This window comes from Sphingomonas trueperi, assembly GCF_011927635.1.
GTDB lineage: Bacteria > Pseudomonadota > Alphaproteobacteria > Sphingomonadales > Sphingomonadaceae > Sphingomonas > Sphingomonas trueperi.
Map to the genome: position 1 here is coordinate 256,485 of NZ_JAATJB010000004.1, position 13,596 is coordinate 270,080.

Annotated in this window: 14 protein-coding genes; 5 read left to right on the forward strand and 9 right to left on the reverse strand. The window is 66.1% G+C overall.

Features of this window, described 5'->3' with window-relative positions:
• Nucleotides 1-257: 257 nt before the first annotated feature.
• The 7 genes from GGR89_RS09005 to fabD all read right to left on the reverse strand — a co-directional run bounded on the left by GGR89_RS09005 (nucleotide 258) and on the right by fabD (nucleotide 6,963).
• A complete protein-coding gene (locus GGR89_RS09005) occupies nucleotides 258-1,862 on the reverse strand; it encodes a S10 family peptidase (RefSeq protein ID WP_125977139.1) in 1,605 nt (534 codons plus the stop codon).
• A gap of 78 nt (nucleotides 1,863-1,940) precedes the next feature.
• Nucleotides 1,941-2,957: an endolytic transglycosylase MltG gene (gene mltG / locus GGR89_RS09010; RefSeq protein ID WP_125977140.1), complete on the reverse strand. Its 1,017-nt coding sequence runs from the start codon at nucleotides 2,955-2,957 to the stop codon at nucleotides 1,941-1,943.
• A gap of 4 nt (nucleotides 2,958-2,961) precedes the next feature.
• A complete protein-coding gene (gene fabF, locus GGR89_RS09015) occupies nucleotides 2,962-4,221 on the reverse strand; it encodes a beta-ketoacyl-ACP synthase II (protein ID WP_125977141.1) in 1,260 nt (419 codons plus the stop codon).
• A gap of 135 nt (nucleotides 4,222-4,356) precedes the next feature.
• Nucleotides 4,357-4,605: an acyl carrier protein gene (locus GGR89_RS09020; protein ID WP_010543822.1), complete on the reverse strand. Its 249-nt coding sequence runs from the start codon at nucleotides 4,603-4,605 to the stop codon at nucleotides 4,357-4,359.
• A 100-nt stretch (nucleotides 4,606-4,705) separates the two neighbouring features.
• Nucleotides 4,706-5,239 carry a hypothetical protein gene (locus tag GGR89_RS09025; RefSeq protein WP_125977142.1) on the reverse strand — a complete coding sequence of 178 codons (534 nt, stop codon included), beginning with the start codon at nucleotides 5,237-5,239 and terminating at the stop codon, nucleotides 4,706-4,708.
• 34 nt (nucleotides 5,240-5,273) lie between these two features.
• Nucleotides 5,274-6,014: a 3-oxoacyl-[acyl-carrier-protein] reductase gene (gene fabG, locus GGR89_RS09030; protein ID WP_125977143.1), complete on the reverse strand. Its 741-nt coding sequence runs from the start codon at nucleotides 6,012-6,014 to the stop codon at nucleotides 5,274-5,276.
• A gap of 13 nt (nucleotides 6,015-6,027) precedes the next feature.
• On the reverse strand, nucleotides 6,028-6,963 hold the full coding sequence (fabD, locus tag GGR89_RS09035) for an ACP S-malonyltransferase (RefSeq protein ID WP_125977144.1): 936 nt from the start codon (nucleotides 6,961-6,963) through the stop codon (nucleotides 6,028-6,030).
• A gap of 280 nt (nucleotides 6,964-7,243) precedes the next feature.
• On the opposite strand from fabD, the gene GGR89_RS22265 reads away from it, so the two are divergent.
• The 5 genes from GGR89_RS22265 (at nucleotide 7,244) to GGR89_RS09060 (ending at nucleotide 11,304) form a co-directional block, all read left to right on the forward strand.
• Nucleotides 7,244-7,837, forward strand: coding sequence for a PEPxxWA-CTERM sorting domain-containing protein (locus tag GGR89_RS22265; RefSeq protein ID WP_241213258.1), 594 nt, complete (start codon nucleotides 7,244-7,246; stop codon nucleotides 7,835-7,837).
• 149 nt (nucleotides 7,838-7,986) lie between these two features.
• Nucleotides 7,987-8,361 (forward strand): 30S ribosomal protein S6, encoded by a 375-nt coding sequence (gene rpsF, locus GGR89_RS09045; RefSeq protein WP_125977145.1) that lies wholly within the window; start codon nucleotides 7,987-7,989, stop codon nucleotides 8,359-8,361.
• Between the two features lie 14 nt (nucleotides 8,362-8,375).
• On the forward strand, nucleotides 8,376-8,600 hold the full coding sequence (gene rpsR / locus GGR89_RS09050; protein ID WP_010543816.1) for a 30S ribosomal protein S18: 225 nt from the start codon (nucleotides 8,376-8,378) through the stop codon (nucleotides 8,598-8,600).
• 11 nt (nucleotides 8,601-8,611) lie between these two features.
• Nucleotides 8,612-9,205 carry a 50S ribosomal protein L9 gene (rplI, locus tag GGR89_RS09055; protein WP_125977146.1) on the forward strand — a complete coding sequence of 198 codons (594 nt, stop codon included), beginning with the start codon at nucleotides 8,612-8,614 and terminating at the stop codon, nucleotides 9,203-9,205.
• 200 nt (nucleotides 9,206-9,405) lie between these two features.
• On the forward strand, nucleotides 9,406-11,304 hold the full coding sequence (locus GGR89_RS09060; protein ID WP_425338752.1) for a potassium transporter Kup: 1,899 nt from the start codon (nucleotides 9,406-9,408) through the stop codon (nucleotides 11,302-11,304).
• Between the two features lie 62 nt (nucleotides 11,305-11,366).
• On the opposite strand, the gene GGR89_RS09065 is transcribed toward GGR89_RS09060, so the two are convergent.
• Nucleotides 11,367-12,878, reverse strand: a complete 1,512-nt coding sequence (locus GGR89_RS09065) for a SulP family inorganic anion transporter (protein WP_125977147.1) — start codon at nucleotides 12,876-12,878, stop codon at nucleotides 11,367-11,369.
• Nucleotides 12,875-13,570 (reverse strand): carbonic anhydrase, encoded by a 696-nt coding sequence (locus GGR89_RS09070; RefSeq protein WP_125977148.1) that lies wholly within the window; start codon nucleotides 13,568-13,570, stop codon nucleotides 12,875-12,877. Before GGR89_RS09070 ends, GGR89_RS09065 begins: the two co-directional genes overlap by 4 nt.
• Nucleotides 13,571-13,596 lie beyond the last annotated feature (26 nt).

Below are 13,596 nucleotides of genomic sequence, written 5' to 3' on the forward strand. Positions count from 1 at the left end.
AGCGACCCCGCGCCTATGATAAATAACCGGTTACCAATGCTGATATCATTCAAAAAGCGCACCACGACCTCCGGATATGTCCATTCCGGATTGTTATAGAGCGATGCAGTTCGAGAGATTCTTTTTCGTATGACTTATTTCGCATTCGCAGCAAAACGAATCGAAACGTTTTCAAATGCTAACAACAGTCGAACTGGACCTTCCGGAATTATGCGGAGGTGGAGGAGCGCCCAGCTGGCACTCCTCCTTGTCCAGCGTCAGTTCTGGGCTGCCTTGGCGGCGGGCCGAGCCGGCGGCTGGGCGGAGGCGGCAGTGCGCAGCGCCTCGTCATACCAGGCCGCGAGGTCGCGGTGCATCTGCGGCATGGTCGTGGGGTTGAGGTAGACCATGTGGCCCGCGTCATAATAGGTGAAGCGGATGTTCTTCTGCAGCTGCGCATCGAGCAGCATGTGGCTGACGTCGAACTCCGCGCCGTAGAACGGGGTGGCGAAGTCGTAATAGCCGTTCATGAAGAGCACCTTCAGATACGGATTGGTCCGCATCGTATAGGCCAGGTCGACGGCACTGTCCGGGGCGAGATGGGTGCCGCTGCCGTCGGGCGCGCGGTGCTTCCAGTCCCAGTCGAAGCCGGGGCCGCGCGCCGTCATGCGATAGGGCATGTCGGTCTTGTAGCCGAGCACGCGCGTCGCATAGTCCTGGAAGGTGGCGACGAAGGCGCCGGTGACCGCGGTCGAGGCCGGATCGTCGCTCGGGCTGTCGGCATTGGCGTCGGTCATGTTGAGCAGGTAGCGCGAGTCCAGCCGGCCGACGGCAAGGCGACGATCGCGCAGCAGCTCGGTCTGGAAGCGCGGCAGGGTCAGGCGCAGGTCGGCGCGCAGGATGTAAGCCTCGCTGATGCCGGTGTATTCGGACATCTTCCTGGCCACCGCCGCCTTCTCCTCGGCCGAGATGGCCGAGCCCTTGGCGAGCGCCGCGGCATAGGGTCCGCTGGTGAAGGCGCGAACCTCGGCGAGGAAGGTCGGCAGGTCCGCGGGGCGGTTCTGCAGCCGGTTATGATACCAGGCCGTCGCCGCCATGGTCGGGAACAGGGTGAGGAAATTCTGGTCGTAGCCGGGCTGGCGAACACCATAGTTCATGATCGTCGAGAACTGGACCATGCCGTTGAGGCTCAGCCCCGCATCCTCCAGCTTGGCCGCGACCACCGGGTTGCGCAGCGTGCCATAGCTTTCGCCGAACAGGAACTTCGGCGAAGGCCAGCGATCGAACTTGCTGGTGTAGCGCAGGATCGCGCGGGCAAAGCCGTCGGCATCCTGGTCGACGCCCCAGAAATCCTTGCCGGTCTTGTCCCCCAGCGGCCGCGACCAGCCGGCGCCGAGCGCGTCGATGAAGACGAGGTCGCTCTTGTCGATCAGCGAATCCGGATTGGGGCCGAAGCCATAGGGTGCCGGGCGGATATATTCGGGATTGGCGGTGGTGACGCGGACCGGCGCGAAGCTGCCCATGTGCAACCAGATCGTCGGCGATCCCGGCCCGCCATTGTAGAAGAAGGTCACCGGCCGCTGCTCGCGCGCCGCTCCGTCACGGGTGTACGCGGTGTAGAAATAGGAGGCGGTGGGCTTGCCGTCATCGTCGCGGATGGTGAGCGTGCCGGCGGTGGCGGTATAGGCGATCCGCTGGCCGCCGACGGTGACGGCGCCATGGCTGACCGCCGTCGTTTCCTCCACCGAAGGCTTGGCCCAGGCGGCCTCGGCCTCGGCCTTCATCTGCTCGCGGTGGTCCGGGCCCTTTGCCGCCGGCTTGTCCTGCGCCCAAGCCGGGCTGGTGGTGGCGAGCAACAGGCACAGAAAGGCAGCACGACGCATTCAAATCCCCCTATGTTCTTGGATCAGGGAGACTTTGTTACATGGCTGCGCCGTCGAGACAAGCGCGCGAAAGTCGCGTTACATTTCCCCGCGCGCACGGCGGATGGCGTACCACTTCGCCACGTTCGCCTGGTGCTGTTCATAGGTCTCGGCGAAGACATGACCGCCGGTGCCGTCGGCCACGAAGTACAGCGCCTTGGACTGCGCCGGGTGCAGCACCGCGTCGATCGAGGCGCGCCCCGGATTGGCGATCGGGCCCTCGGGCAGGCCGCGCATCGCATAGGTGTTGTAACCGTTCTTCGTCCGCAGCTCCGACTGGAGGATGCGACGGCCGAGCGGCTTGCCCTTGGTGATCGGGTAGATGATCGTCGGATCGGCCTGGAGCGGCATGCCCGCCTTCAGTCGATTGGCATAGACCGCAGCCACCGTGGTGCGCTCGGCCGGCTTGGCCGTTTCCTTCTCGACGATCGAGGCGAGGATGATCGCCTCGCGCGGCGTCGTCACCACGAGCGCCTTGTCACGCTTGGCCCACGCCTTGGCGAGATAGTCGGTCATTGCCTTCTGCATCCGCGCCAGCACCGCCGCACGCGGTTCGTCGCGCACATAGGCATAGCTGTCGGGCAGCACCGAGCCCTCTTCTGGCGTCTTGGCGGTGCCGGTGAGCGCGGGCGCCTTGGCCAGCGCCTCGGCGACGAGGATCGAGGGCATTCCCTCGGGCACCGTCACCAGCCGCTGCAGCGTCTTGCCATCCTGCAGCATCGCGAGGATCTGGCGCGCGCTGCTCCGCGGCGCGATGCGATATTCGCCGGCGCGTATCGTGCCATTGCCGCCGAACGCCTTGGCGAAGGTCAGAAAGATCGGGCGCGACGTGATCGCCCCCGCCTTTTCCAGCTGCCGGGCGGCGCGGGAGAGTGTCGCGCCCTCGGGCACGACGACGCTCAGTTCCTGCGTTGCCGGCCCCGGCCCTGCCCAAAGGAACCAGCCCCCGCCAAAGGCCGCGACCAGCAGCAGCGCGGCGACGAGAAGGACGCGCGGCCCCCGGCTCCTGCGTGCGGGCGCACGCCTGGCGGGTCGAGGTCGCGCGTTCTTCGCCATCGGATCAGAGCGCCTTCATCACCAAGCTGGCATTGGTGCCGCCGAAGCCGAACGAGTTGTTCAGCACGGCCTTCACCTTCCGCTGCTTGGCGACGTGCGGCACGAGATCGATGCCCACGCAATTGTCGCTCGGATTGTCGAGGTTGAGCGTCGGCGGCACGATCTGGTCGCGCAGCGCAAGAATGCAGAAGATGCTTTCCACCGCACCGGCACCGCCGAGCAGGTGGCCGATCGCCGACTTGGTCGAGCTCATCGACGCGCCGCCGATGTCGTCACCGAACAGGCGACGCACCGCGCCCAGTTCGAGCTCGTCGCCCATCGGCGTCGAGGTGCCGTGCGCGTTGATGTAATCGATGTCGCCGAGCGCAAGGCCCGACTTGCGCATCGCCATCTGCATCGAACGGAACGCGCCCGAGCCTTCCGGATGCGGCGCGGTCACGTGATAGGCGTCGCCCGACAGGCCATAGCCGACGACTTCGGCGTAGATCTTCGCCCCGCGGCGCTTGGCATGCTCATATTCCTCGAGCACGACAACGCCCGCGCCTTCGCCCATGACGAAGCCGTCGCGGTCCTTGTCCCAGGGGCGGCTTGCCTTGGTGGGATCGTCGCGGAATCCGGTGGAGAGCGCACGCGCCTGGCCGAAGCCGGCGATGCCGATCGGGCACACGGTGCTTTCCGCGCCGCCGGCGAGCATGATGTCGGCATCGTCCATCGCGATCATCCGCGCGGCGTCGCCGATCGAGTGGGCGCCGGTCGAGCAGGCGGTGACCACCGCGTGGTTCGGACCCATCAGCCCATACTTGATCGAGACCTGGCCGGAGATCAGGTTGATCAGGCGGCCATGAACGAAGTGCGGCGAAACCCGCTTCGGGCCCTTCTCGGCGAGGACGAGCGATTCGCTCTCGATACCCGGCAGGCCACCGATGCCCGAACCGATCGAGCAGCCGGCGCGGAAGCGCATCTCTTCGGGCATGTCGGTGAGGCCGGCATCCTCGATCGCCTGGCCGGCGGCATCGATGCCGAAGACGATGAACGGATCGACCTGGCGCTGGATCTTGTGGTCGACGCGCTTGCCGGCATCGAAGCCATATTCATGATCGGCCGGCTTCACTTCGCAGGCATAGTTGCTCTGGAAATCCGTCGCGTCGAACTTGGTGATCGTGCCCGCGCCGGACTTGCTGGCGAGGATGTTCTTCCAGGCGGTTTCGACATCGGCCCCCAGCGGGGTGACGAGGCCCAGGCCGGTCACGACTACGCGGCGCATGGCAGTTCTCCAGTCAATTTCTGTTCGGTTCGTTCGTAATACAAAACGGCTCCCCGTCCGCATCGCCAAAGGCACGGGACGGGAAGCCGCCTAGTCGCAATTCCTGCCCATCGGGCCGGGAGCGCGTTTCGAGCGTCAGCCCTGCTGATGCTCGGAGATGTAGGCAACGGCGTCGCCGACGGTGCTGATCTTCTCCGCGGCGTCGTCCGGGATCTCGACCCCGAATTCTTCCTCGAAGGCCATCACCAGCTCGACGATGTCGAGGCTGTCCGCGCCGAGGTCATCGGTGAAGCTCGCGGTCGGCACCACGTCCTTGGCGTCGACGCCGAGATGGTCGACAACGAGCGCCTGCACGCGGGTGGTGATCTCTTCCTGGTTGGCCATGGTCCCTGTTTTCCTTTGTGATGGGGCTCTGAATCCGTTTTCCCGCACCTAGAATGCCGCCGGGGCGGTTGCAAGAGGGTGCCGCAAGGGCCCGCTCCCGTTATCGGGAAAAGTCGGCTGAAGCATATTCCAGCGTGTTGAGAAACGCAAAATATTGCGCGAGCAGTTCCGCATTGGCGCGGGTCTGTTGCGCTTCATCGGTAACGGCGGCGCGGATCAGGTCCTGCGTCGCCTTGGGGGTCAGCGGCTTGCGGCGCACCTCTTCGGGCAGTGCGGCGAACTGCTGGTCGAGCGTCGCGGGGTCGAAGCCCTTCGCCTGGACCACGCGCTTCGCCACCGGCAGGCCCACTTCCGCCAATGCATAGACGCCGGAGGCAGTGGCTGCCGCGCCGCTCCACCCGCGCTCATTGGCGCAGGCGGTGGTAGCGTCGTTGAGCCCGCGGGTGACCGCCGCCGAATAGCGCGGCCGCTGACCGGGCGTTCCCAGGTTCCGCTCGACATCGGCGGCCAGCTGCGCCTTCACCGCCGCGTCGAGCTTCTGCCCGACGCAGACAATCGAGGTGGGATCGGCCGGCGCCGCGAAGGCCGGGGCTGCGGTGGCAAGTGCAAGTGCTGCAGCAACAATCAAACGCATCGTCTTCCTACTCCACGCCCCCCGGCTGCTCGGCTCAGAGCATCGCCATCCCGCCGTTCACATGCAAGGTCTGGCCGGTGACATAGGCCGCTTCCTTGCTGGCGAGATAGACGACCGCCGCACCGATATCTTCGCCCTCGCCCAGCTTTCCGGCAGGAATGCGGCCGAGCAGCGCCTCTTTCTGCGCATCCGGCAAAACGTCCGTCATCGCCGACCGGATGAAGCCCGGCGCGACGCAGTTGACGGTGATGTTGCGGCTCGCGAGTTCCTGCGCCAGCGCCTTGGACATGCCGACCAGGCCGGCCTTGGACGCGGCATAGTTGGCCTGGCCCGGATTGCCGGTTGCACCGACGACCGAGGTGATCGAGATCATGCGGCCGAAGCGCGCCTTCATCATCGGCTTGGCGGCGGCGCGCATCAGGCGGAACGCGGCTTCCAGATTGACCTGGATCACCTGCTCCCACTCCTCGTCCTTCATCCGCATCGCAAGATTGTCGCGGGTAACGCCGGCATTGTTGACGAGGATGTCGAGCTTGCCACCCAGCGCTTCCACCGCCTGTGGTACCAGCGCATCTACCGCCGGGCGATCGGAGAGGTTGCAGGTCAACGCGACATGCTCGCCGCCCAGGCCGGCGCGGAAGGCTTCCAGCTTCTCGGCATTGGAACCCGACACCGCGAGCTTGGCGCCTTGTGCCGCGAGCGCCTTGGCGATCGCCGAACCGATGCCGCCCGATGCGCCCGTGACGAGCGCGGTCATTCCCGTAAGATCGAACATTTCCCGTATCTCCTCAGAGCGCCTTCACGAGCGCTTCAATGTCATACATCGACACCACGCTGGTCACGCCGGCATCCGGAGTGATGCGCTTGACCATGCCGCCGAGCACCTTGCCGCCCAGCTCGACGAAATCATGCACGCCCGCATCGAACATCGCCGAAACCGATTCGCGCCAGCGGACCATGCCGGTCACCTGCTCGACGAGCAGAGTGCGGATCGTCGCCGGGTCGGCGACCAGGGCCGCAGTTACGTTGGCATAGACCGGCACCAGCGGCGCCTGGATCGCCACCTCGGCGAGCGCGGCGGCCATCGCGTCGGCGGCGGGCTGCATCAGCGGGCAGTGGAACGGCGCCGAGACCGGCAGCAGCAGCGCGCGCTTGGCGCCGTGGTCCTTGGCGATGGCCACCGCGCGCTCGATCGCGGCGCGGGCGCCCGAAATCACCACCTGGGTGGGATCATTGTCGTTGGCGACGGTGCACACCTCACCCTCGGCCGCGGCATCGGCGATCGCCTGCGCCTTGACGAGATCGGCCCCGAGCAGCGCCGCCATCGCCCCCTCGCCCACCGGCACCGCCGACTGCATCGCATCGCCGCGCTTCCGCAGCAGCTTCGCGGTCGTGGACAGGTCGAGCGCGCCGGCGGCGCACAGCGCGGTATATTCGCCGAGCGAATGGCCCGCGACGCAATCGGCCTTGTCGGCCAGGCGGATGCCGCCTTCCTTCTCGAGCACGCGCAGCACAGCGATGGCGTTGGCCATGATCGCCGGCTGGGCGTTGGCGGTCAGCGTCAGGTCGCCTTCGGGGCCCTCGCTCATCAACTTGAAGAGGTTCTGGCCCAGCGCCTCGTCGACTTCCTGGAACACTTCGCGCGCGGCGGGGCTCGCTTCGGCCAAGGCCTTGCCCATGCCGACGGCCTGGCTGCCCTGGCCGGGGAAAAGAAACGCGCGCATAACTATGTCTCCTGCGGAAGCGCCGTGAATGGGCGAGCGCGTTACGGCGAGACATGGGGCGGACGCAAGCCTGCCGCTCGGCTACACCCGCCACAAAGTCGATGCCGAGCAGCATCCAACCGACAAGTCGACCCTTCACCCCATCAGCCCATCGACTGTAGCGATCTGGGGCAGTTGCCCGCTTTTGGCACGATTAACCAAAGTCCTTATCGTTGTTACAGTTACACGTCAGCCGTACCGTCCTCTCAAGTTCACTGATGCAGTAGCGGGAGGATTTGAAATGAAGATGAAGACGATGCTGGCCGGCGCGGCCGCCCTGATCGCGGCAGCACCTTGCGCCGCAAATGCCTCGATCATCGTTCCTGGAAAGTGCTCGTCGGTCGCGGCCTCGAGCGGATGCCTGTTTCTGGGCAATATCAACGGCAACGACAACGTCTTCAATCCGAACAGCTACAAGCAGGCGGAGCTCGTCTACAACGTCTACAACAATTTCGTCCCGAGCGCGCAGCCGAACATCACGCTCAACTATCTGTTCGACACCAGCAGCACGTCGGGCCTGATCACCGGCGCAGGCACCTCGTCGGGCACCTGGGCGACGCCGGGCTATGTGATCGACTATATGGCGGTGAAGGCCGGCAATTATTTCTCGCTCTACAAGGTCGCGGATCTGAGCAGCGGCAGCTGGAGCACGATGGACATCCCGCACGGCAAGAATGCCAAGGACCTGTCGCACATCGCCTTCTTCGGCTCCGCGGCAGTGGCGGGCGTGCCCGAGCCGGCGACCTGGGGCATGATGATCGCCGGTGTCGGCATGGCCGGGGGTGCCCTGCGCCGCCGCCGCGCCCGCCAGCAGCTGCGCGTCGCCGCCGCCTGATTGCGCTTGCATCCGCCCCCGCATTTGCGTAAGGGCGACCGATCGGAGCGGAGCAGCAATGCGTCCGCTCCGTTTGCTTTATCGAGACGACAGCCGGAGGGGCGACCGCATGGGGCGGCGTCAGCGATCGGCCAACAGGAAGAGAACGAATGGCTCTGTACGAGCATGTGTTCCTTGCGCGCCAGGATCTGGCACAGGCGCAAGTGGACGCGCTGGCGGAAACCGCCACCAAGATCGTCGAAGACAACAACGGCAAGGTCGTCAAGACCGAGACCTGGGGTCTTCGCAGCCTCGCCTATCGTATCGCCAAGAACCGCAAGGCGCACTACGTGATGCTCGAGATCGACGCACCGGCCGGCGTGGTCGCCGAACTGGAGCGCCAGACGCAGATCAACGAAGACGTGATCCGCTACATGACCGTCAAGGTTGACGGCCATGAGCAGGGCCCCTCGGTGATGATGCGCAAGGGCGACCGCGAGCGTCGCGGCCGTCGTGACCGCGATGGCAACTTCGAAGGCGAATAAGGAGCGTATAGACCATGGCACGACCCTTTTTCCGCCGCCGCAAGAGCTGCCCCTTCTCCGCGAAGGATGCGCCCCGGATCGACTATAAGGACGTCCGCCTGCTGCAGGGCTTCGTCTCCGAGCGCGGCAAGATCGTCCCCTCGCGCATCACTTCGGTGAGCGCGAAGAAGCAGCGCGAGCTGGCCCAGGCCATCAAGCGCGCCCGTCACCTGGGCCTGCTGCCCTACATCGTCAAGTAAGGAGCGGATCCATGGAAGTCATTCTGCTGGAGCGCGTTGAGAAGCTCGGCCACATCGGCGACGTGGTGAAGGTGAAGGACGGCTTTGCCCGTAACTTCCTCCTGCCGCGCAAGAAGGCGCTCCGCGCCAACGAAGCCAACCGCAAGGTCTTCGAAGCCAATCGCGAGCGCATCGAAGCCGAGAACGCGACCCGTCGCGTCGAGGCCGAGAAGGAATCGAAGACGCTCGAAGGCGTTTCGGTGACCCTGATCCGCCAGGCGTCGAACACCGGCCAGCTGTACGGCTCGGTCGCGGTGCGCGACCTGGTCGACGTGCTGACCGCCGACGGCCACAAGGTCAACAAGGCGCAGATCGTGCTCGACCGTCCGATCAAGGCGATCGGCGTGTACGAAGTGCGCGTCGCGCTGCACCCGGAAGTCGCGGTGACCATCAAGGTCAACGTCGCACGTTCGCCGGAAGAAGCCGAGATGCAGGCGCAGGGCGTCGACGTCACGGCGGCGATGTTCGAGCGCGAAGAGACCGGCTTCACCGAGGATTATGATCCCAACGCCGAGCCGGGCGAGATCGCGACCGAAGCCCCCGCTGCGGAAGACGCGCAGGGCTGAGTCGAGCGACTCTACCAACAAGGCAGGGGCCGTACCGAGCAATCGGTGCGGCCCTTTCCTTTTGGGCGAATGGAAACATGCCACACCTGTCCTGAAATCGGCTGGCGATGCCAAAGGCTGCCCCTCGATGCCTCTAGTGTAGGAAAATCTGCAGGCGTACCGCGTGGCACCCCGAATCGGTCGGGGCACGGAGACCTGCAGTGGAGCAGTTGGCGAGCGACGGGGATGCCCCCGCGCATCCGCATCAGGAGCGGTTCGCCGCGCTGGCGATCGGCGCGATCGGCGTGGTGTTCGGCGACATCGGAACGTCGCCGCTATATTCGCTCAAGGAAAGTTTCATCGGCCATCACAAGCTGGCCCTGGATCCGGCGCACATCTACGGGGTGCTATCGCTGATCTTCTGGACGATGACCTCGATCGTCACGATCAAATATGTCGCGCTGATCCTGCGCGCCGACAACAAGGGCGAAGGGGGCAGCCTGGCGCTGCTCGCACTGATCACCCGCAAGATGGGCGACACGCGCTGGCGCGTCGCGATCACCATGACCGGCGTGATCGCCACCGCGCTTTTCTATGGCGACGCGATCATCACGCCCGCGATCTCGGTGCTCTCGGCGGTCGAGGGCCTCACTACCGTCCAGGCGGGATTCACGCCGCTGGTGCTGCCGGTGACCGTGGCGATCCTCGTCGCGCTGTTTGCGATCCAGGCACGCGGCACGGCGGCCGTGGGCAAGCTGTTCGGGCCGGTGATGCTGGTCTATTTTGCGGTGATCGCGGTGCTCGGCATCCGCGGCATCATCGCCGCGCCAGAGATCCTCTGGGCGCTCAATCCCTGGTACGCGATCAAGTTCTTCACGCTCGACCCCGGCCTCGCCTTCCTGGCACTAGGCTCGGTGGTGCTGGCGGTGACCGGCGCCGAGGCACTCTATGCGGACATGGGCCATTTCGGCCGCCGCGCGATCATGGTGTCGTGGCTCTACGTCGCCTTTCCGTGCCTGATGCTCAACTATCTGGGCCAGTCGGCGCTGATCCTGCGCAATCCGGCGATGATCGAGAACCCCTTCTTCCTGATGGCGCCGGACTGGGCGCGCCTGCCGCTGGTCATTCTCGCCACCATGGCGACGGTGATCGCCAGCCAGGCGGTGATCTCGGGGGCCTTTTCGGTCTCGCAACAGGCGGTGCAGCTCGGCTTCCTGCCGCGGCTGCGCATCCTCCATACCAGCGCCAAGGCGGCAGGACAGATCTACATCCCGCTGGTCAATTGGGGCCTGCTGGTGATGGTGGTGCTGCTGGCGCTGGGCTTCCGCAGCTCGAGCAACCTCGCCTCGGCGTACGGCATCGCCGTGACCGGCACGATGTTCATCACCGCCTGCATGCTCGGCGTGCTGACCTTCGCGGTGTGGAAGTGGAACAAGCTGCTCGCCGGCCTCGTCACCGGCATCTTCCTGCTGATCGACGGCGCCTATTTCGCCTCGAACATCACCAAGATCCCCGACGGCGGCTGGTTCCCGCTGCTGGTGGCGGCGGTGGCGTTCGTGCTGCTGACCACCTGGTCGCGCGGGCGCCGGCTGGTGCTCGATCGGCTGCAGGAAGGCGCAATGCCGATCGCGCTGTTCATCCGCTCGGCGGCGCAGACCGCCACGCGGGTGAAGGGCACCGCGGTGTTCCTCACCTCGACGCCGGACAGCATCCCCCCCGCCCTGCTCCACAACCTCAAGCACAACAAGGTGCTGCACGAGCGGATCGTGCTGCTCACCGTCGCGATCGAGCCGGTACCGCACGTCCGCGGCGCCGAATGTAGGTCCATGGAGCCGCTCGGCGACGGCTTCTTCCGCGTCGTCCTCCATTATGGCTTCATGGACGAGGTCGACGTACCGGTGGCGCTTGCGGCGATCCAGGAGTGCGGCGCGCCGTTCCGGCCGATGGAGACCAGCTACTTCCTCGCCCGGCAGACGCTGCTGCCCTCGTCGCGCCCCGGCATGGCGATCTGGCGCGAGAAGCTGTTCGCTTGGATGGTGCGCAATGCGGAAAGCGCGATGGAGTTCTTCAAGCTTCCCACCAACCGCGTGGTCGAGCTCGGCAGCCAGCTGGAAATCTGAACATAAAAATGGGGCGGCTTCCGCAAGGGAAGCCGCCCCAGGCCTTCGGGGTGTGCCCCTTCTTAGCCGGCGAGAACCGCGGTCTTGCCGCTGGCACCCTGGACATCGACCGGCGAACCGCCCGCACGGCGGCGCTGCAGCCAGTCCTTGAGCAGTTCGGCGCAGCTGTGATCGACCGCGTCGAGCCGCGACACGTCAAGCAGCACCGACTTGCCGCCCGGCACCGACTCCAGCCGGTCCGAAAGCTTGGGCAACGTGATGAAGGTCGCCGAGCCGGCGAGCGCGATCCGGTGTTCACCCGCTTCCTCCTGCTGGTCGACCTTGAGGCCAAGGCGACGGAGGTTCGGCACCAGCTCGAGCAGCGACAGCGCGATGCCGACGAGCACGCCGGTGAGCAGGTCCTCGGTCACGACGAGCAGGCAGGTCACCGCCCAGATCGCCGCCGGCAGCACACCGTAATGCGCGAACAGGTGGCGGACATGCTTGAGGTTGACCAGCTTGGCACCGGTCACGACCAGCACCGCACCCAGCGCCGCCATCGGGATCTCGCGCAGCAGCCAAGGCAGCAGGGCGACGAAACCGAGAATCCAGGCGCCGTGCAGGATCGCGGAAAGCCGCGTCTGCGCACCGGCCTGGACGTTGGCCGAGCTGCGGACGATGACGCCCGTCATCGGCAGCGCCCCGGCGACGCCGCACAGCAGGTTGCCGATGCCCTGCGCGCGCAGTTCCTTGTTGTAGTTGGTGCGCACGCCGTCGTGCATGCGATCGACCGCGGCGGCCGAAAGCAGCGTCTCAGCGCTGGCGATGAAGGCGAGTGCGATCGCCGCGGTGATGACGCTCGGGTCCATCCACTTGGCGAAGAAGCCGTTCTCCGGCAGCGCGATCGCCGAGACGATGTTCGAGGGCACGCTGACGCGGGTCACGTCGAAGCCGAAGCTGAACGCCACCAGCGTCGCCGCGACCACGCCGACCAGTGCGCCGGGGACGAGCTTGACCGCGGCGGGCTTGAACTTGTCCCAGCCGAGCATCGTCGCGATCGTCAGCAGGCCCAGCGCAAGCGCCATTTCCGTCGAGGCGAGGTCGCTCGACAGGCCCAGCACGCGGCCGGGCATCGCCGCCAGGTTGGCGAGGCCGCTCGACAGCGGCTTGGCGTCGAACAGCACATGATATTGGCCGACGACGATCAGGATGCCGATACCGGCGAGCATGCCGTGCACAACGGCAGGCGAGATCGCGCGGAACCAGCCGCCAACGCGCAGCACGCCGGCAATCACCTGAATGGCGCCGGCGAGGATCAGGATGGGGCCGAGCGCGGACAGGCCCTGCTCGCGCACCAGTTCGAACACGATGACGGCGAGGCCCGCCGCCGGGCCGCTGACCTGCAGCGGCGAGCCGGCGAGGAAGCCAACGACCAGGCCACCGATGATGCCGGTGACCAGGCCCTTTTCGGGCGGCACGCCCGAGGCGATGGCGATGCCCATGCAGAGCGGCATCGCCACCAGGAACACGACGATGGACGCCGTGAAGTCGCGCACGAAGCTCTTAGGCTTCGGTGCTTCCGCGACCGTGCTCATTCGGCTGCCTCCGCATATTCGATGTCGCGCGCCAGCCGCTGGCCGGCCGGGAGCGCCACCGGCATCGGACGATCTTCGCGAATCGGCATGAAGCGGCCGCTCTCGCCGTCGAGGCCGAGCACAACGCCCGCGCCGATATCGACGAACCAGCCGTGCAGCGCGATCTCGCCGCGCGCGATGCCGGCCGCGACCGATGGGTGGGTGCGCAGGTGCGCCAGCTGGACGACGACATTCTCGAGCGCGGCGGTGCGGACCGCATCGGCGCCCTGCAGATTGTCATAGCCGCCGTCGACGACGCACTTGGCGGCGTGGCTGTGGCGCAGCCAGGCGGTGACGTTCGGCATGCCTTCCAGCATTTCCGGGTTCATCAGCGCCTTCATCGCGCCGCAGTCCGAATGGCCGCAGACGATGATGTCGCGCACGCCCAGCGCCGCGACCGCATATTCTACGGTCGACGAAACGCCGCCATTCTGGGTGGCGAAGGGCGGCACGATGTTGCCGGCATTGCGGCAGACGAACAGGTCGCCCGGGTTGGCCTGGATGATCTGCTCGGGCACCACGCGGGAGTCGGCGCAGGAGATCATCAGCGCCTTCGGGCTCTGCCCGTGCGTGGCAAGCTTGGAATAGAGGGCGTGCTGGTTCGGGAAGACCTGCTTCTCGAAATCGACGACGCGTCCGATCACTTCGTTCACGGCTTGCTCCTGTAACACACCCGCGA

Coding starts and splice junctions, on each gene's coding strand:
- GGR89_RS09005 (WP_125977139.1), bottom strand. CDS start 1,862: ATGCGTCGTGCTGCCTTTCTGTGCCTGTTGCTCGCCACCACCAGCCCG.
- mltG (WP_125977140.1), bottom strand. CDS start 2,957: ATGGCGAAGAACGCGCGACCTCGACCCGCCAGGCGTGCGCCCGCACGC.
- fabF (WP_125977141.1), bottom strand. CDS start 4,221: ATGCGCCGCGTAGTCGTGACCGGCCTGGGCCTCGTCACCCCGCTGGGG.
- GGR89_RS09020 (WP_010543822.1), bottom strand. CDS start 4,605: ATGGCCAACCAGGAAGAGATCACCACCCGCGTGCAGGCGCTCGTTGTC.
- GGR89_RS09025 (WP_125977142.1), bottom strand. CDS start 5,239: ATGCGTTTGATTGTTGCTGCAGCACTTGCACTTGCCACCGCAGCCCCG.
- fabG (WP_125977143.1), bottom strand. CDS start 6,014: ATGTTCGATCTTACGGGAATGACCGCGCTCGTCACGGGCGCATCGGGC.
- fabD (WP_125977144.1), bottom strand. CDS start 6,963: ATGCGCGCGTTTCTTTTCCCCGGCCAGGGCAGCCAGGCCGTCGGCATG.
- GGR89_RS22265 (WP_241213258.1), top strand. CDS start 7,244: ATGAAGATGAAGACGATGCTGGCCGGCGCGGCCGCCCTGATCGCGGCA.
- rpsF (WP_125977145.1), top strand. CDS start 7,987: ATGGCTCTGTACGAGCATGTGTTCCTTGCGCGCCAGGATCTGGCACAG.
- rpsR (WP_010543816.1), top strand. CDS start 8,376: ATGGCACGACCCTTTTTCCGCCGCCGCAAGAGCTGCCCCTTCTCCGCG.
- rplI (WP_125977146.1), top strand. CDS start 8,612: ATGGAAGTCATTCTGCTGGAGCGCGTTGAGAAGCTCGGCCACATCGGC.
- GGR89_RS09065 (WP_125977147.1), bottom strand. CDS start 12,878: ATGAGCACGGTCGCGGAAGCACCGAAGCCTAAGAGCTTCGTGCGCGAC.